This window comes from Acerihabitans arboris (genome assembly GCF_010131535.1).
Classification (GTDB): domain Bacteria; phylum Pseudomonadota; class Gammaproteobacteria; order Enterobacterales; family Enterobacteriaceae; genus Acerihabitans; species Acerihabitans arboris.
On the sequence record NZ_WUBS01000019.1, the window covers coordinates 92,994 to 110,997 of the forward strand.

General features: G+C 57.6%; 15 protein-coding genes. All 15 read left to right on the forward strand.

What is annotated here, in order from left to right:
- Positions 1-106: 106 nt before the first annotated feature.
- A complete protein-coding gene (gene tsf / locus GRH90_RS22735) occupies positions 107-964 on the forward strand; it encodes a translation elongation factor Ts (protein ID WP_162368261.1) in 858 nt (285 codons plus the stop codon).
- Positions 965-1,108: 144 nt separating this feature from the next.
- Entirely contained in the window at positions 1,109-1,834 is a 726-nt protein-coding gene (gene pyrH / locus GRH90_RS22740; RefSeq protein ID WP_162368262.1) for a UMP kinase, read from the forward strand.
- 136 nt (positions 1,835-1,970) lie between these two features.
- Positions 1,971-2,528 carry a ribosome recycling factor gene (frr, locus tag GRH90_RS22745; RefSeq protein ID WP_162368263.1) on the forward strand — a complete coding sequence of 186 codons (558 nt, stop codon included), beginning with the start codon at positions 1,971-1,973 and terminating at the stop codon, positions 2,526-2,528.
- A 205-nt stretch (positions 2,529-2,733) separates the two neighbouring features.
- Positions 2,734-3,930, forward strand: a complete 1,197-nt coding sequence (gene ispC, locus GRH90_RS22750; RefSeq protein WP_162368264.1) for a 1-deoxy-D-xylulose-5-phosphate reductoisomerase — start codon at positions 2,734-2,736, stop codon at positions 3,928-3,930.
- 210 nt (positions 3,931-4,140) lie between these two features.
- On the forward strand, positions 4,141-4,902 hold the full coding sequence (gene ispU, locus GRH90_RS22755) for a (2E,6E)-farnesyl-diphosphate-specific ditrans,polycis-undecaprenyl-diphosphate synthase (protein ID WP_162368265.1): 762 nt from the start codon (positions 4,141-4,143) through the stop codon (positions 4,900-4,902).
- A 9-nt stretch (positions 4,903-4,911) separates the two neighbouring features.
- On the forward strand, positions 4,912-5,769 hold the full coding sequence (gene cdsA, locus GRH90_RS22760; protein WP_162368266.1) for a phosphatidate cytidylyltransferase: 858 nt from the start codon (positions 4,912-4,914) through the stop codon (positions 5,767-5,769).
- A 20-nt stretch (positions 5,770-5,789) separates the two neighbouring features.
- Positions 5,790-7,145: a sigma E protease regulator RseP gene (rseP, locus tag GRH90_RS22765; protein WP_162368267.1), complete on the forward strand. Its 1,356-nt coding sequence runs from the start codon at positions 5,790-5,792 to the stop codon at positions 7,143-7,145.
- Positions 7,146-7,181: 36 nt separating this feature from the next.
- A complete protein-coding gene (gene bamA / locus GRH90_RS22770) occupies positions 7,182-9,608 on the forward strand; it encodes an outer membrane protein assembly factor BamA (RefSeq protein ID WP_162368268.1) in 2,427 nt (808 codons plus the stop codon).
- 147 nt (positions 9,609-9,755) lie between these two features.
- Complete coding sequence (skp, locus tag GRH90_RS22775) at positions 9,756-10,253, forward strand: molecular chaperone Skp (protein ID WP_162368269.1); 498 nt, start codon at positions 9,756-9,758, stop codon at positions 10,251-10,253.
- Positions 10,254-10,256: 3 nt separating this feature from the next.
- A complete protein-coding gene (lpxD, locus tag GRH90_RS22780) occupies positions 10,257-11,279 on the forward strand; it encodes a UDP-3-O-(3-hydroxymyristoyl)glucosamine N-acyltransferase (RefSeq protein WP_162368270.1) in 1,023 nt (340 codons plus the stop codon).
- A 151-nt stretch (positions 11,280-11,430) separates the two neighbouring features.
- The gene (gene fabZ, locus GRH90_RS22785; RefSeq protein WP_162368271.1) at positions 11,431-11,892 is read left to right on the forward strand and encodes a 3-hydroxyacyl-ACP dehydratase FabZ; all 462 of its coding nucleotides are present in this window, start codon (positions 11,431-11,433) and stop codon (positions 11,890-11,892) included.
- A gap of 4 nt (positions 11,893-11,896) precedes the next feature.
- Positions 11,897-12,685 carry an acyl-ACP--UDP-N-acetylglucosamine O-acyltransferase gene (gene lpxA / locus GRH90_RS22790; RefSeq protein ID WP_162368272.1) on the forward strand — a complete coding sequence of 263 codons (789 nt, stop codon included), beginning with the start codon at positions 11,897-11,899 and terminating at the stop codon, positions 12,683-12,685.
- A gap of 2 nt (positions 12,686-12,687) precedes the next feature.
- Positions 12,688-13,851 carry a lipid-A-disaccharide synthase gene (gene lpxB / locus GRH90_RS22795; RefSeq protein WP_162368273.1) on the forward strand — a complete coding sequence of 388 codons (1,164 nt, stop codon included), beginning with the start codon at positions 12,688-12,690 and terminating at the stop codon, positions 13,849-13,851.
- A 3-nt stretch (positions 13,852-13,854) separates the two neighbouring features.
- Complete coding sequence (gene rnhB, locus GRH90_RS22800; protein ID WP_162368274.1) at positions 13,855-14,451, forward strand: ribonuclease HII; 597 nt, start codon at positions 13,855-13,857, stop codon at positions 14,449-14,451.
- Positions 14,452-14,515: 64 nt separating this feature from the next.
- A complete protein-coding gene (gene dnaE / locus GRH90_RS22805) occupies positions 14,516-17,998 on the forward strand; it encodes a DNA polymerase III subunit alpha (protein WP_162368275.1) in 3,483 nt (1,160 codons plus the stop codon).
- The last annotated feature ends 6 nt before the right edge of the window (positions 17,999-18,004 follow it).

The following is an 18,004-nucleotide window of genomic DNA, read 5'->3' on the forward strand; positions in this document are numbered from 1 at the left end:
TTTATTGAGCCCTTATTAACCAAGTTTTAAATATGTTGGTTAGAGGGCCTGTCTTCAGGCCCTCTTTTTTACCTATCCCCCCTCATGGGATAACGAGGAAAAGATAATGGCTGATATTACCGCCGCCCTGGTGAAAGAACTGCGTGAACGTACTGGCGCAGGCATGATGGAATGTAAAAAAGCGCTGGTTGAAGCTCAGGGCGATATCGAGCTGGCTATCGACAACATGCGTAAATCCGGTCAGGCCAAGGCCGCCAAAAAAGCGGGCCGCGTTGCCGCTGAAGGCATCATCCTGACTAAAATCGCTCAGGACGGCAAATACGGCGTCATCGTCGAGCTGAACTGTGAAACCGATTTCGTGGCCAAAGACGGCGGATTCAAAGCCTTCGGCGACGAAGTGGTAAGCGCGGCGCTGGCCGACCGCATCACCGACATCGAAGCGCTGAAAGCCAAATTTGAAGATCAGCGCGCCGCGATGGTCGCCAAGATTGGTGAAAACATCAATATTCGCCGCGTAGCCGCGCTGGAAGGCGACGTGCTGGGCACATACCTGCACGGCGCGCGTATCGGCGTCATGGTTGCAGCGTCCGCCGCCGATGAAGAACTGGTCAAGCATATCGCCATGCATATTGCCGCCAGCAAGCCTGAATATGTCCACGCCGAAGACGTACCGGCCGACGTAGTGGCCCGTGAGCACCAGATTCAGCTGGATATCGCCATGCAATCCGGCAAGCCGCGTGAAATCGCCGAGAAAATGGTTGAGGGCCGTATGCGCAAGTTTACCGGCGAAATCTCCCTGACCGGCCAGCACTTCGTGATGGATCCGAGCAAGACCGTGGGCCAGCTGCTTGAAGAGCACAAGGCCGCCGTGGTTGACTTTATCCGCTTTGAAGTGGGTGAAGGCATCGAAAAAGCGGAAGTCGACTTCGCCGCGGAAGTTGCCGCCATGAGCAAACAGTCTTAAATTGTATCTTCCGGAACCGCCATCAGGCGGTTCCTTTTTATGAGCTGAAATAAAGTCAGGGGACTTTTGCCGCATAAAAACTGCATCGCGCGGTCCAGAAGTCGGATCCGCCCATCTCGTTACCGCTGCTTAGGAACAGAACAAATGGCAACCAATGCAAAACCCGTATACCAGCGTATCCTGCTCAAACTGAGCGGTGAAGCCCTGCAAGGCGCAGAAGGTTTTGGTATCGACGCTAGCGTCCTGGATCGCATGGCCCAGGAAGTGAAAGAGCTGGTCGAACTGGGTATCCAGGTCGGCGTGGTGATAGGCGGCGGCAATTTGTTTCGCGGCGCGGGACTGGCCCAGGCGGGCATGAATCGTGTGGTCGGCGACCATATGGGCATGCTGGCGACGGTGATGAACGGGCTGGCGATGCGCGACGCGTTGCACCGCGCCTACGTTAACGCCCGCCTGATGTCGGCCATTCCGCTCAACGGCGTTTGCGATAATTACAGCTGGGCCGAGGCCATCAGCCTGCTGCGCAACAACCGGGTGGTGATTTTCGCCGCCGGTACCGGCAACCCTTTCTTTACCACCGACTCCGCCGCCTGCCTGCGCGGCATTGAAATCGAAGCCGACGTGGTGTTGAAGGCCACCAAGGTGGACGGCGTATATTCCGCCGATCCGGTGAAAAATCCCGATGCTACACTCTATGAACAGCTCAGTTACCAGGACGTGCTGGAGCAAGAGCTCAAGGTGATGGATTTGGCGGCGTTCACCCTGGCCCGGGATCATAATATCCCTATCCGGGTATTTAATATGAATAAACCCGGCGCGCTGCGGCGGGTGGTGATGGGCGAGAAGGAAGGCACGCTAATTACCAAGTAGCATTTGCCCGCCAGGTTACAGTATCATGCCGTGCTGACGGCAATAATGGACATGACTGGCTGCGGCTGGTCAGACTATCACGGGCTTGACGTAAGCTTAAGCCCGCCCGGATAACCAGTTTCCAAGGGTTCGCAACGTGATTAATGAAATCCGCAAAGATGCAGAACAACGCATGGAAAAATGCGTAGACGCATTCAAAAACCACATCGGCAAGATCCGTACCGGCCGAGCGTCTCCGAGCCTGCTTGATGGTATTCAGATCGAATATTACGGAACGTCGACGCCGCTGCGCCAACTGGCGAACGTCGTGGCCGAAGATTCACGCACATTGGCCATTACCGTATTCGATCGCTCCCTGAGTCCCGCGGTCGAAAAAGCCATCATGGCGTCCGACCTGGGCCTGAATCCCTCGTCCGCCGGCACCGTGATCCGCGTTCCGCTGCCGCCCCTGACCGAGGAGCGCCGCCGCGATTTGATCAAGGTGGTGCGCGCGGAGGCGGAGCAGGGCAGGGTATCGGTACGTAACGTGCGCCGTGACGCCAACGATAAAGTCAAAGCCATGCTCAAGGATAAAGAAATCAGCGAGGACGAGGATCGTCGTTCGCAGGATGATATCCAGAAGCTGACCGATGCCTTCATCAAAAAAGTCGACAGCGCCCTGGCCGATAAAGAAGCCGAGTTAATGGAAATTTAAGCCGACGGCGCCAGGCACGCCCTGCCGGCCGGCAGGGCGTGCCCATCGCGCCGCCACGACAATTACGCCGCAGCGGCCAATCAATTCATTGTTTGTCCGCCGCGGCGTTTTTTTTGTCGGTAACGCCATAGACAAACGTTGCGCAACGTTCCAGACTACTGTGCTTACTTCATTTCTTTTGACACGCGGTTGTCCTGAGTACCTCATGAGATATTTGACGATTCTCGGCTCCACTGGTTCGGTTGGAACCAATACACTGGCCGTTGTTCAGCAAAATCCGGAACAGTTTGCCGTGCGCGCGCTGGTGGCCGGCAAAAATATTGATGTCATGCTCCAGCAGTGCCTGGCCTTCCGGCCTGCGTATGCGTGCATGGCAGATGAAACCTCGGCGCGCGAGCTTAAACGCCGCCTGCATGGGGCGGGGGTCGACATCGAGGTAATGGCTGGGCCGCGGGCCGCCTGCGAGCTGGCGGCCCTCGACGGGGTCAGCCTGGTCATGGCGGCCATCGTGGGCGCCGCCGGCCTGCTGCCGACGCTGGCGGCCATTCGCGCCGGCAAATCGGTGCTGCTGGCCAATAAAGAGGCGCTGGTCACCTGCGGCCGGCTGTTTATGAACGAGGTCCGCCAGAGCAAAGCGCAACTATTACCGGTAGATAGTGAGCATAATGCGATTTTTCAGAGTTTACCCGAACCATTTCAGCGCCAGTTGGGGTACGCTTCTTTAGAGGCGCACGGCGTATCAAGCATTATCCTCACCGGCTCGGGCGGTCCGTTTCGCGCCACGGCCCTGTCCGAACTGGTCGCCATGACGCCGGACCAGGCCTGCGCCCATCCCAACTGGTCGATGGGGCGTAAAATATCCGTGGACTCGGCGACGATGATGAATAAAGGGCTGGAATATATCGAGGCGCGCTGGTTGTTCAACGCCTCGGCGGAGCAAATGGAAGTGATATTGCATCCGCAGTCGGTTATCCATTCCATGGTCCGTTACCGGGACGGTAGCGTGCTGGCGCAGCTGGGGTCGCCGGATATGCGCACCCCCATCGCCCATGCGATGGCGTACCCCGAGCGGGTGGTGGCCGGGGTGGAGTCGCTCGATTTTTTCCGCATCGGGGCGCTGACCTTCGAACGGCCGGACGAAGAGCGCTACCCGTGCCTGCAATTGGCGATTGACGCCTGCGATGTCGGGCAGGCGGCCACCACGACGCTTAACGCGGCCAATGAAGTGGCGGTGGCGGCGTTTTTGCGCGGCGTGGTGCGTTTTACCGATATTGCCGCCGTCAACCGCAATACGCTGGCGCGTATGGTGTTGACGGAGCCCCGCAGCGTGGACGACGTCTTGGCGATTGACGCCGAGGCCAGGAGCGTGGCGGAGCGCGAAATCGAGTCTATTATTCACTAAAAATCAGCCGGAGCGGGTAGCTGACCGGGTTGTTACCTGATTTGTTCCGCCGCTGTTGAAATGGTATAGTCAGCGCCAATTGTCTGCAGGATGATCGCTGGCCATAAGAAATCCGGAGTGAGCCGTGTAAGTACACGGCTTTTTTGCGCATTCGGGGCCTACTGTTCCGGAAAGACGGTTGTATTCTTATTGAGGAAACACGTAAGCGTTATGTCGTCCGAAAATCAGCACGAGGCTACTATTCTGTCATCATCCACCCCCCGCCACGTGGCCATCATTATGGATGGCAACGGCCGTTGGGCAAAAAGCCGGGGAAGATTACGCATCTTCGGCCATAAAGCGGGAGTGAAGTCGGTACGTCGCGCGGTCAGTTTTGCCGTAAGCCATCATTTCGATGCGCTGACGCTCTACGCCTTCAGCAGCGAGAACTGGAACCGGCCGACCCAGGAGGTGTCCGCGCTGATGGAATTATTCGTCAGGGCATTGGACAGCGAAGTAAAAAGCCTGCATAAACATAACGTCCGTTTACGTATTATCGGCGATACCAGCCGTTTCGGCCTGCGTTTGCAGGAGCGAATCCGCCGCTCCGAAGCCCTGACGGAAAATAACAACGGATTAACTCTTAATATTGCCGCGAATTATGGCGGCCGTTGGGATATTATTCAGGGCGTGAAGCGACTGGCCGAGGACGTGCAGGAAGGGATCTTACGTCCCGATCAGATTGATGAGGACGCCCTGTGCCGGCATGTCTGCCTCAACGAGCTTGCACCGGTAGATTTGGTGATTCGCACCGGCGGAGAACATCGCATCAGTAATTTTTTATTATGGCAGATAGCCTATGCCGAACTCTATTTTACCGATGTGCTGTGGCCGGATTTCGACGAAGACGTTTTTGAAGGTGCGCTGAATGCTTTTGCTCAACGGGAGCGGCGCTTCGGGGGAACTACGCCTAATGATGCCAACGCGTCCTAGGGGGGATTTTTGCTGAAGTCTCGCTTGATTACCGCCTTTATCCTGATACCCGTGGTTATCGCCGCGCTCTTTTTACTTCCCCCGGTGGGATTCGCGCTGGTTACGCTTGCGGTTTGCATGCTGGCGGCGTGGGAGTGGGGGCAGCTTGCCGGCCTGGCGACCCGCAGCCAGCGCATCTGGCTGTCCATCCTCTGCGGGCTGCTGCTGGCGTTGATGATGTTCACGATTCCGGATTACCACCCGTTCGCCTCGGCCGCCATCGTGAAATACGCGCTGGGAGCCTCGCTGGCCTGGTGGGCCGTCGCGTTGGTGCTGGTGCTGTTCTACCCGCGCTCCGCCGCGTTCTGGCGCCATTCATGCACGCTGCGGCTGCTGTTCGGCATACTGACCATCATGCCGTTTTTTTGGGGTATGCTCACCCTGCGCCAATATCATTACTCGGTGAATCATTTTACCGGCGCCTGGTGGCTGTTGTATGTGATGCTGTTGGTATGGGGGGCGGATTCCGGCGCCTATCTCTTTGGCCGCGCGTTGGGCAAGCATAAACTGGCGCCGAAGGTTTCGCCCGGCAAAACCTGGGAAGGCCTGATAGGCGGCCTGGTGACATCGGCCGTCATCTCCTGGCTGTTCGGCAAATACGCCCCGCTGGATGCGTTGCCGTTAAGCCTGCTGGCCTGTTCGGTCATTGCGGCGCTGGCGTCGGTGCTGGGCGATTTAACCGAAAGTATGTTCAAGCGCGAGGCCGGCATTAAAGATAGCGGGCACCTGATTCCGGGGCACGGGGGCATTTTGGATCGCATCGATAGCCTGACCGCCGCGGTGCCGGTTTTCGCCTGTTTAATGCTGCTGATTTTTAGAGCTATTTAATCGAGGGGCCAGGAGTTATCATGTTGCACTTTCTCTGGAGTCTCGCCGCGTTTATCGTTGCGTTGGGTATATTGATCACCGTGCACGAATTCGGCCATTTTTGGGTGGCCCGCCGCTGCGGCGTGACGGTGGAGCGATTCTCCATCGGATTCGGCCGCGCGCTGTGGCGGCATCGGGATAAACGCGGCACCGAATATGTCATCGCGGCAATCCCCCTCGGGGGCTATGTGAAAATGCTGGACGAACGGGTGGATACCGTGGCGCCCGAACGCCGGCACGAGGCATTTAACCACAAAAAGGTCTGGCAGCGCGCCGCCATCATTAGCGCCGGCCCCATCGCCAACTTTATTTTTGCGGTGTTTGCCTACTGGCTGGTATTTTTAATCGGCGTGCCGAGTTTTCGCCCGGTTATCGGTGAGGTCACGCCCAATTCTATCGTCGCGCAGGCGGAAATTTCGCCCGGCATGGAACTTAAGTCGGTTGACGGCATCGAAACGCCTGACTGGGATTCGGTGCGGCTTGAGCTGATCGGCAAGATCGGCGACAGCCAGACCAGCGTCGGCGTCGCGCCCTTCGGTTCTTCCCATGTAGAACGGAAGATTCTCGATTTGCGCGCGTGGAATTTTGAACCGGATAAGCAGGATCCTATCATTGCGCTGGGGATTATTCCCCGTGGTCCGCAGATAGAACCGGTGCTGGCCGAGGTGCAAAACGCGTCGGCGGCGGCGAAAGCCGGTTTGCAAGCCGGCGACAGGATCGTTAAAGTCGATGGTCAACCCATCGGCCGCTGGCAGAACTTTGTCATGCGGGTGCGGGATAATCCCGGCAAACCGCTGGCGTTGGAAATTGACCGGCAGGGTGAAAGCCTGCCGGTCACATTGGTTCCCGACGAGAAGTCGGTAGGTAAAGGCGAAGTGGAAGGCTTCGCGGGTGTGGTGCCGAAAGTGACGCCGTTGCCCGAGGAATATAAAACGATACGCCAGTACGGCCTGTTTCCCGCTGTTACGCAGGCTGGCGAAAAAACCTGGCAACTGATGAAATTGACGGTCAGTATGCTGGGCAAACTGGTAACGGGAGATGTTAAGCTGAACAACCTGAGCGGGCCGATTTCAATAGCCCAGGGCGCGGGGATGTCAGCGGAATATGGTTTGATTTATTACCTGATGTTCCTGGCGCTGATCAGCGTTAACCTGGGTATTATCAACCTGTTCCCGTTACCGGTGTTAGATGGTGGTCACTTGCTCTTCCTGGCGATAGAAAAGCTTAAGGGTGGGCCGGTTTCCGAACGAGTGCAGGATTTCAGTTATCGCATCGGTTCGATTTTGCTGGTGTTGTTAATGGGCCTTGCTCTTTTCAATGATTTCTCCCGGCTCTAGCGCCGGGGATTATGTTAGGAAGAACGCATAACCACGATGGCGATGAAAAAGTTGCTCATAGCGTCGCTGCTTCTTAGCAGCGCCACCGTATACGGTGCAGACGGGTTCGTAGTGAAGGACATTCATTTCGAAGGACTGCAACGGGTCGCCGTCGGTGCGGCGTTACTCAGTATGCCGGTTCGTGTCGGAGACACGGCCAGTGATGAAGATATCGGCAATACTATCCGCGCCTTATTTGCCACCGGGAACTTCGAGGATGTCCGGGTGCTGCGTGATGGAGACACACTGCTCGTCCAGGTTAAGGAACGCCCCACTATTGCCAGTATCACCTTCTCCGGCAACAAGGCGGTGAAGGAGGATATGCTCAAGCAGAATCTCGAGGCTTCCGGCGTGCGCGTCGGCGAAGCGTTGGACCGCACCACGATTTCCAACATCGAGAAAGGGCTTGAGGATTTCTACTACAGCGTCGGCAAATACAGCGCGTCGGTGAAAGCCGTTGTCACGCCGTTGCCGCGTAACCGGGTAGATTTGAAACTGGTGTTTACCGAAGGCGTTTCCGCCAAGATCCAGCAGATCAACATTGTCGGCAACCATGCCTTCAGTACCGATGAACTGGTGTCGCGCTTCCAACTGCGGGATGAAGTGCCGTGGTGGAACGTGGTGGGCGATCGCAAATACCAGAAACAGAAACTGGCGGGCGATCTCGAGACCCTGCGCAGCTTCTACCTGGACCGGGGCTATGCCCGTTTTAATATCGACTCGACCCAGGTGAGCCTGACGCCGGATAAGAAGGGTATCTATATTACCCTGAACATTACCGAAGGCGCCCAGTACAAGCTGTCCGGCACCGTGGTCAACGGTAACCTGGCCGGCCATTCCGCTGAAATCGATGCCCTGGCGCGTGTCAAGCCGGGCGAACTCTACAGCGGCGCCAAAGTCACCAAAATGGAAAACGACATCAAGCAACTGCTGGGTCGCTACGGCTATGCGTATCCGCGCGTGGTCACCCAACCGGAAATCAACGATGCCGATAAAACCGTCAAGCTGCATATCAGCGTAGACGCGGGCAACCGTTATTACGTCAGGCATGTGAAGTTCGAAGGCAACGACATTACCAAGGACGTGGTGCTGCGCCGCGAGATGCGCCAGATGGAAGGCGCCTGGCTTGGCAGCAACCTGGTCGACCAGGGTAAGGAACGCCTGAACCGCCTGGGGTATTTTGAAACGGTCGACGTGGATACGCAGCGCGTCGCCGGTACCGACGATATGGTGGACGTCACCTATAAGGTGAAAGAGCGCAACACCGGCAGCATCAACTTCGGCGTCGGCTTCGGCACCGAGAGCGGCGTCAGCTTCCAGTTCGGCATACAGCAGGACAACTGGCTGGGCACCGGTAATTCCGTTGGTTTCAGCGGCACCAAGAACGACTATCAGACCTACGCCGAACTCTCCATGACCGACCCCTACTTCACCGTGGACGGCGTCAGTCTGGGCGGGCGTATTTTCTATAATAACTTTGACGCCGATAACGCCGATCTGTCGGATTACACCAACAAGAGTTATGGCCTGGGCACCACGCTCGGCTTCCCGATCAGTGAAACCAGCTCACTGCGCCTGGGTATGGATTATGTCCATAACGATCTGTCGAATATGTATCCGCAGATTGCCATGTGGCGTTACCTGGAATCCACCGGCTTCCAACCGAAGGTCGTGGCCGGGGAAAATAAAGACGACGATGCTGATTTCAGCGCCAATGATTTCTTCCTGACCACCGGGTGGAGCTACAGCAATCTCGATCGGGGTTATTTCCCCACCTCGGGTACGAGCGCCAGCCTGACCGGTAAGGTCACCGTGCCGGGTTCGGATAACGAATACTACAAGGTGACCTTTGATACCACCAGCTACCTGCCGCTGACCGATTCCGGCAATTGGGTGCTGATGGGCCGGGGCCGCGCCGGCTACGCCGACGGCATCGGCGACAAGGAAATGCCGTTCTACGATAACTTCTACGCCGGCGGTTCCAGCACCGTGCGCGGTTTCCGGTCCAATACCATCGGACCGAAAGCGGCGTATTATAAGTGCGGCGGCAGCGAGTCCTCGTTAAGCGGTTGTCCGCTGGATAAATCCAGCGACGCCGTGGGCGGCAACGCCATGGCGTTGCTGAGCGCCGAGCTTATCGTGCCGACGCCGTTTATCAGCCCGAAATATGCCAACTCGGTGCGCACCTCGCTGTTCGTGGATAGCGGCACCGTTTGGGATACGTCATGGGAAAACACCGACCAGACGCGGGCATACGGCATACCCGACTACAGCAACCCGGGCAATATCCGTATTTCAAGCGGTTTTGCCCTGCAGTGGATGTCGCCGCTCGGGCCATTGGTCTTCTCCTATGCCCAGCCGGTCAAAAAATATGACGGTGACAAGGCGGAGCAGTTCCAGTTTAATATCGGTAAAACGTGGTAACATTACCTAGATTCACAGCGCAGGCACCTGGCAAGGCAGCGAACAGGGCCTGAATAGGAGTATCGGCGGCCATGCCGCCGGCACTGGAATCTGTTCCTGCCGCGTTGAAATGTTTTCAAACTTAAATGTAGTGTTAAGGAGTTTATAGTGAAAAAGTGGTTGTATGCCGCGGGCCTCGGATTAGCATTGGCTGCCTCAGCCAGCGTGCAAGCTGCTGATAAAATTGCTGTTGTCAATATTGCCAATATCTTTCAGCAGTCTCCTCAGCGCGCTGTTGTCGCTAAACAACTCGAAAATGAGTTCAAAGGCCGTGCAACGGACCTGCAAGCCCAGGAACGAGATTTGCAGACTAAGATGCAGCGTCTGCAACGTGACGGCTCTACCATGAAAGCCGCCGACCGCAGCCGTCTGGAGAAAGACGTGATGGCTCAACGTGAAGACTTCTCCGGTAAGGCACAGGCTTTTGAACAAGATAATCGTCGCCGTCAGGGTGAAGAACGCAATAAAATCCTGAGCCGTATCCAGGATGCGGTGAAAGCCGTCGCCACCAAGCAAGGCTATGACATCGTCATTGATGCCAACGCCGTGGCGTATGCCGGTTCTGCCAATGACATTACTGCCGATGTGTTAAAACAGGTTAAATAAGTCATGTCATCAATTCGACTTGCTGATTTAGCGCAGCAGTTGGATGCACAATTGCACGGTGATGGCTCACTCGTCATCACCGGCATTGCCTCCATGGGCTCCGCCAAGGCGGACCAAATCACGTTTCTGGCTGATAGCCGTTTTCGTGAAAAACTTACTTCATGCCAGGCCGGCGCGGTAGTCCTTACCGAAGCCGACCTGCCCTACTGCCAATGCGCCGCGCTGGTGGTCAAAAATCCCTACCTGACTTACGCCTATATGGCGCAGCTGATGAACACCACCCCCGCCGCCGCGCAAGATATCGCCCCCAGCGCAGTGATTTCCGCCGCCGCGCGGTTGGGCAGCCAGGTGGCCGTCGGGGCCAACGCGGTTATCGAATCCGGCGTGGTATTGGGCGATAACGTGGTTATCGGCCCGGGCTGTTTTATCGGTAAAAATACCAAAATCGGGGCGGGTACCCAGTTATGGGCCAACGTCACCGTCTATCATGAAGTCCGTATCGGTGAAAAGTGCCTGATACAGTCGGGCACCGTTATCGGCGCCGATGGTTTCGGTTACGCCAACGATCGCGGCAACTGGATAAAAATCCCGCAGCTGGGCACGGTGCAAATCGGCGATCGGGTTGAGATTGGCGCCTGCACCACCATCGATCGCGGCGCGTTGGACGACACCGTTATCGGCAACGGGGTTATCATCGATAACCAGTGCCAGATTGCGCATAACGTCATAATTGGCGACAATACCGCGGTCGCCGGCGGCGTCATCATGGCCGGCAGCCTGAAAATCGGCCGCTATTGCATGATCGGCGGCGCCAGCGTTATCAACGGCCATATGGAAATATGCGACAAAGTGACGATCACCGGCATGGGAATGGTGATGAGGCCAATCACTGAACCAGGCGTATACTCTTCGGGTATTCCGTTGCAGCCGAATAAAGTATGGCGTAAGACCGCAGCATTAGTGATGAATATCAGCGAGATCAGCAAGCGGTTGAAAGCTATCGAGCGAAACTCGGCAAAAAACTAATCGCCTTCGCCAGATAGTGATAATTATGCGCGTTCAGGCACATTGAGCCTGATGAAGACATTTTTTATTTGCGGCCTGCTAAATTATCCTCCATGGGATTGTTGCAGGCCGTGTTGTTAATGCCATCGTTTTTTTAGACAGGAAGAGTATTTTGACTACTGACACTCATGCTCATACTCTGCAGATAGAAGAGATATTAGAATTATTGCCTCACCGTTTTCCTTTTTTGCTGGTGGACCGGGTGCTGGATTTCGAGAAGGGGAAATTCCTGCGCGCGGTGAAAAACGTTTCTTTCAACGAGCCGTTTTTCCAGGGACACTTCCCCGGCAAACCCATTTTCCCCGGTGTGTTAATCCTGGAAGCAATGGCGCAGGCAACGGGTATCCTGGCCTTTAAGAGCGTCGGTAAGCTGGAACCGGGTGAGCTATACTATTTTGCAGCAGTGGATCACGCGCGCTTCAAACGTCCGGTGCAACCCGGCGATCAAATGATCCTTGAAGTCGAATTTATCAAAGAGCGCCGCGGAGTTGCTCGTTTCCAAGGGGTTGCCAAGGTGGACGGCGAGATCGCTTGCGAAGCGTCGATGATGTGCGCCCGTCGTCGGGAGTCCTGAAAACGTGATTGATCAATCCGCCTTTATCCATCCCAGCGCCATAGTTGAAGACGGCGCCATAATTCATGCCGGCGTACAGGTCGGGCCGTTTTGCTTTATCGGCCCGCGGGTCGAAATCGGCGCCCGTACGGTGCTCAAGTCGCATATCGTCATCAACGGCATCACCAAAATCGGTGAAGATAACCTGATTTACCAATTCGCCTCCATAGGCGAAGTCAACCAGGATTTGAAATACGCCGGTGAGCCCACCCGCGTGGAAATCGGCGACCGCAACAGCATCCGCGAAAGCGTGACCGTGCATCGCGGCACCGCCCAGGGCGGGGAAGTGACCAAAATCGGCAACGATAATTTATTGATGATCAATGCCCATATCGCCCATGACTGCGTCATCGGCGATCGCTGTATATTGGCCAACAACGCCACCCTTGGCGGGCATGTGACGGTGGGTGATTACGCCATTATCGGCGGCCTGACCGCGGTGCATCAGTTCTGCAGCATCGGCGCCCATGTCATGGTCGGCGGTTGCTCGGGGGTGGCCCAGGACGTGCCGCCGTTCGTCATTGCCCAGGGCAATCACGCCACTCCGTTCGGCGTCAATATCGAAGGCCTGAAGCGCCGGGGGTTCGACAAGGAAGCCCAGCACGCCATTCGCGCCGCGTATAAGCTTATTTACCGCAGCGGAAAGACCCTTGACGAAGTGAAACCCGAACTCGACGCCATGGCGATCGAGCATCCGGTGGTCGCGGCCTTTACCGATTTCCTGGCCCGTTCGCAACGGGGCATTATCCGCTGATCATGCAGGCCTCTCCGGTGGTTATCGGCCTGGTGGCCGGCGAAGCATCAGGGGATGTCCTTGGCGCGGGTTTGATTCGCGCCCTCAGGCGGCACCTGCCCGACGCCCGTTTTGTCGGCGTTGCCGGCCCGCGCATGCAGGCCGAGGGCTGTGAAACCTGGTACGAAATGGAAGAGCTGGCGGTGATGGGGATCGTCGAGGTGGTCGGGCGGCTGCCGCGGCTGTTGAAAATCCGCCGCGATCTCACCCGCCGCTTCAGCGCGCTGCGCCCGGCGGTATTTGTCGGTATCGACGCGCCGGATTTTAATATTACCCTGGAAGGCCGGCTCAAGCAGCGCGGTATCCGCACCATCCATTACGTCAGTCCGTCGGTATGGGCCTGGCGCCAGAAACGGGTGTTTAAAATCGGCCGGGCCACCGACAACGTGCTGGCGTTCCTGCCGTTTGAAAAAGCCTTTTACGACCGGTTCAACGTGCCCTGCCAGTTTATCGGCCATAGCCTGGCCGACGCCATGCCGCTGGACCCGGATAAGGCGGCGGCCCGGCAACATCTGGGCATTGCGCCGGATGCCCGTTGCCTGGCCCTGCTGCCCGGCAGCCGCGGCGCGGAAGTCGAGATGCTCAGCGCCGATTTCCTTAATACCGCCCTGCTGCTAAGCGCCCAATATCCCGGCCTTGACATCGTGGTGCCGTTGGTTAACGCCCGCCGCCGCGCGCAGTTTGGCGCCATCAAGGACCGGGTGGCGCCCGATCTTCGGGTGCGCCTGCTCGACGGCCGGGCGCGCGAGGCGATGGTGGCCAGCGACGCGGCCCTGCTGGCCTCCGGCACCGCCGCCCTGGAGTGCATGCTGGCCAAATGTCCGATGGTGGTGGGGTACCGGATGAAACCTTTCACCTTCTGGCTGGCGCGGCGCCTGGTGAAGACGCCTTATGTCTCGCTGCCCAATCTGCTGGCGGGGCGTGAGCTGGTCAAGGAGCTGCTGCAGGAAGATTGCGTGCCGGACAAGCTGGCCGCGGCGCTGGCGCCCTTGTTAAAAAATGATTTTCACAGCCAGACGCTAAAAGAAACTTTCCGCGACCTGCATCGGCAGATTCGCTGTAACGCCGATGAGCAGGCCGCCCAGGCGGTGCTGAAACTCATCGCGCAACCTGTCCTGTCGCGGTAAATCATGAGGGAATTATTTATTTATCCACTGGCGACCCGCATCGCGGGCGTTGATGAAGTCGGACGCGGCCCGCTGGTCGGCGCGGTGGTGACCGCGGCGGTCATCCTTGACCCGGCGCGCCCCATAGCCGGCCTGGCGGATTCTAAAAAGCTCAGCGCCAAACGCCGCGAGTCGCTATATGACGAAATCACCGACAAGGCGCTGGCCTGGAGCCTGGGACGCGCCGAAGCGGCGGAAATCGATCGGCTGAATATTTTCCATGCCACCCTGCTGGCGATGCAGCGCGCGGTCCTGGGGCTGAATATCCCGCCGGACTATGTGTTAATAGACGGCAACCGTTGCCCGCTGTTGTCCATGCCCGCGCTGGCGGTGGTCAAAGGCGACAGCCGGGTGGCGGAAATCAGCGCGGCGTCCATCGTGGCCAAGGTGTCGCGCGACCGGGAGATGGCCTTGCTGGATCTCGAGTTCCCTGAATACGGCTTTGCCCGGCATAAAGGTTATCCGACGGCGTTCCATCTGGAAAAACTGGCGCTCCACGGCGCCACGGTGCATCATCGTCGAAGCTTCGCGCCGGTAAAACGGGTACTGGGACTGGCATGACAAGGTCGGTACCCCGGCGGAATTCGGGTCTTCACCACAAAAACCAACTTTTGGTAGCAAGATAATGGCCGAACCACGTTTTATTCACCTTCGCGTTCACAGCGACTACTCCATGATCGATGGGCTGGTCAAAATCGGCCCGCTGGTTAAAAAAGCCGCGGCGCTGAACATGCCGGCGTTGGCGATTACCGATTTCATGAACCTGTGCGGCCTGGTGAAGTTTTACGGCAGCGCGCACGGGGCCGGGGTCAAGCCCATCGTCGGCGCTGATGTCCTGGTGCAAAGCGATATGCTGGGCGAAGAGATGGCGGAACTGACCATCCTGGCGGCCGACAACGTCGGCTACCAGCATCTCACGCTATTGATCTCCGAGGCCTACCAGCGCGGCTACGGCGCCGCCGGACCGATAATCGACCGGGACTGGCTGATAAAGCATAACGAAGGGCTGCTGTTGCTTTCCGGCGGGCGCAAGGGCGACGTCGGCAAGTTCCTTATCCGCGGCAATATGCCGCAGGCAGATCAGTGCCTGGCGTTTTATCAGCAGTATTTTCCCGATCGTTATTATCTGGAACTGACGCGCACCGGCCGCGCGGATGAGGAAAGCTACCTGCACGCCGCCGTGGCCATTGCCATCGAGCGCGGGCTGCCGGTGGTGGCCACCAACGATGTGCGTTTCATCAGCGAAGACGATTTTGACGCCCATGAGATCCGCGTGGCGATCCATGACGGCTTTACCTTGGACGACCCCAAACGGCCGCGTAATTACAGCCCGCAGCAGTTTATGCGTAGCGAAGAGCAGATGTGCGAACTGTTTGCCGATCTGCCGGAGGCGCTGCAAAACAGCGTCGAGATTGCCAAGCGCTGCAATGTCACCATCCGGCTGGGTGAATATTTCCTGCCGCAGTTTCCCACCGGCGATATGTCCACCGAGGATTTCCTGGTGGCCCGTTCCCATGAGGGACTGGAGGAACGGCTGGCATTCCTGTTTCCGGACGAGCAGGTGCGTGTCGAGAAGCGGCCGCCCTATGATGAGCGTCTGGAAATCGAGCTGGGGGTGATCAACCAGATGGGGTTCCCCGGCTACTTCCTGATCGTGATGGAATTTATCCAGTGGTCGAAGGATAACGGCGTACCGGTAGGTCCGGGGAGGGGATCGGGCGCGGGATCGCTGGTGGCCTACGCCCTGAAGATCACCGATCTCGATCCGCTGGCGTTCGATCTGCTGTTCGAACGTTTCCTGAATCCGGAACGTGTTTCGATGCCCGACTTCGACGTCGATTTCTGCATGGAAAAACGCGACCTGGTTATCGATCACGTGGCCGAAACCTACGGCCGCGAGGCGGTATCGCAGATTATTACCTTCGGCACCATGGCGGCCAAAGCGGTGATCCGCGACGTCGGCCGGGTGCTGGGGCATCCCTATGGTTTTGTCGACCGCATCTCCAAGCTGGTGCCGCCCGACCCGGGCATGACGCTGGAAAAAGCCTTCGCCGCCGAACCGCAGCTGCAGGCCATTTACGACGCCGACGAAGAGGTCAGGGCGCTGATCGACATGGCGCGCAAGCTTGAAGGCGTGACCCGCAATGCCGGTAAACATGCCGGCGGGGTGGTTATCGCCCCGACCAGGATCACCGACTTTGCCCCGTTGTATTGCGATGCCGAAGGCAATCACCCGGTCACCCAGTTCGATAAAAACGACGTGGAATATACCGGGCTGGTGAAATTCGACTTTCTGGGGCTGCGCACCCTGACCATCATTAACTGGGCGCTGGAGATGATCAACGCCCGCCGGGCCAGGCACGGGCTGGAGCCGGTGGATATCGCGGCCATCCCGCTCGAGGACCAAAAAAGCTTCGATATGCTCCAGCGCTCGGAAACCACCGCGGTATTCCAGCTGGAATCACGCGGCATGAAGGATCTGATCAAGCGCCTGCAGCCCGACTGCTTCGAGGATATGATCGCCCTGGTGGCATTGTTCCGTCCCGGTCCGCTGCAGTCCGGCATGGTGGACAATTTTATCGACCGCAAACACGGACGCGAGGCGATCTCGTACCCGGATATCCAATGGCAGCATGAATCCCTGAGCACGGTGCTGGAGCCGACCTACGGCATTATCCTCTATCAGGAACAGGTGATGCAGATAGCCCAGGTGCTGTCCGGCTATACCCTGGGCGGGGCGGATATGCTGCGCCGCGCCATGGGGAAAAAGAAACTCGAGGAGATGGAGAAACAGCGCTCCATTTTCAAGGAAGGGGCGGAAAAAAACGGTATCGACGGCGAACTGTCGATGAAAATCTTCGATCTGGTGGAAAAATTCGCCGGCTACGGTTTTAATAAATCCCACTCCGCCGCCTATGCGCTGGTCTCCTACCAAACGCTGTGGCTCAAGGCGCATTATCCGGCCGAGTTTATGGCGGCGGTAATGACCGCCGATATGGACAACACCGAAAAGGTGGTCGGGCTGGTGGATGAATGCTGGCGCATGGGCCTGAAGGTGCTGCCGCCGGATATCAACAGCGGGCAGTATCATTTCCACGTCAATGACGAAGGTGAAATCGTCTACGGCATCGGGGCGATCAAAGGCGTGGGCGAGGGGCCGATCGAGGCGATTATCGACGCCCGCAACCAGGACGGCCATTTCAAAGAGCTGTTTGATTTGTGCGCCCGCACCGATATTAAAAAGCTTAATCGCCGCATGCTGGAAAAGCTGATTATGTCCGGGGCGTTCGACCGGCTCGGGCCGCACCGCGCCGCGTTGATGAACTCCCTCGGCGATGCGCTCAAGGCGGCGGATCAGCACGCCAGGGCGGAAGCCATCGGGCAGGGGGACATGTTCGGCGTGCTGGCCGACGCGCCGGAAGCGGTGGAAGCGTCCTACAGCACCGTGCCGCCCTGGCCGGAACATGTGGTGCTGGACGGTGAGCGCGAAACCCTCGGGCTGTACCTGACCGGCCATCCCATTACGCGTTATCTGCGCGAGATTGAGCGCTATGCCGGCGGCATACGCCTGAAGGATATGCATCCCACCGATCGCGGCAAGATGATTACCGCGGTCGGCCTGGTGCTTTCCGCCCGTATCATGGTGACCAAACGGGGCAATCGTATCGGGGTGCTGACCCTTGACGATCGTTCCGGCCGCCTGGACGTGATGCTGTTCACGGACGCGCTGGAAAAATACCAGCATTTGCTGGAAAAAGACCGTATCCTGATCGCTTTGGGACAGGTCAGCTTTGATGACTTCAACGGGGGTCTTAAAATGACCGCCCGTGAACTGATGGATATCAGCGAAGCACGCGAAAAATATGCCCGAGGTCTTGCTATCTCGCTGACTGACAGGCAAATTGATGACCAGCTTTTAAACCGTCTCCGCCAATCGTTGGAACCACATCGATCCGGGACGATTCCAGTGCATCTTTATTATCAACGCGAAGATGCTCGCGCCAGGTTGCGATTCGGCGCGACATGGCGTGTCACGCCGACCGACCGGTTGCTGAATGATTTGCGTACCCTGGTAGGCAACGAACAGGTAGAACTGGAATTTGACTAATATAGG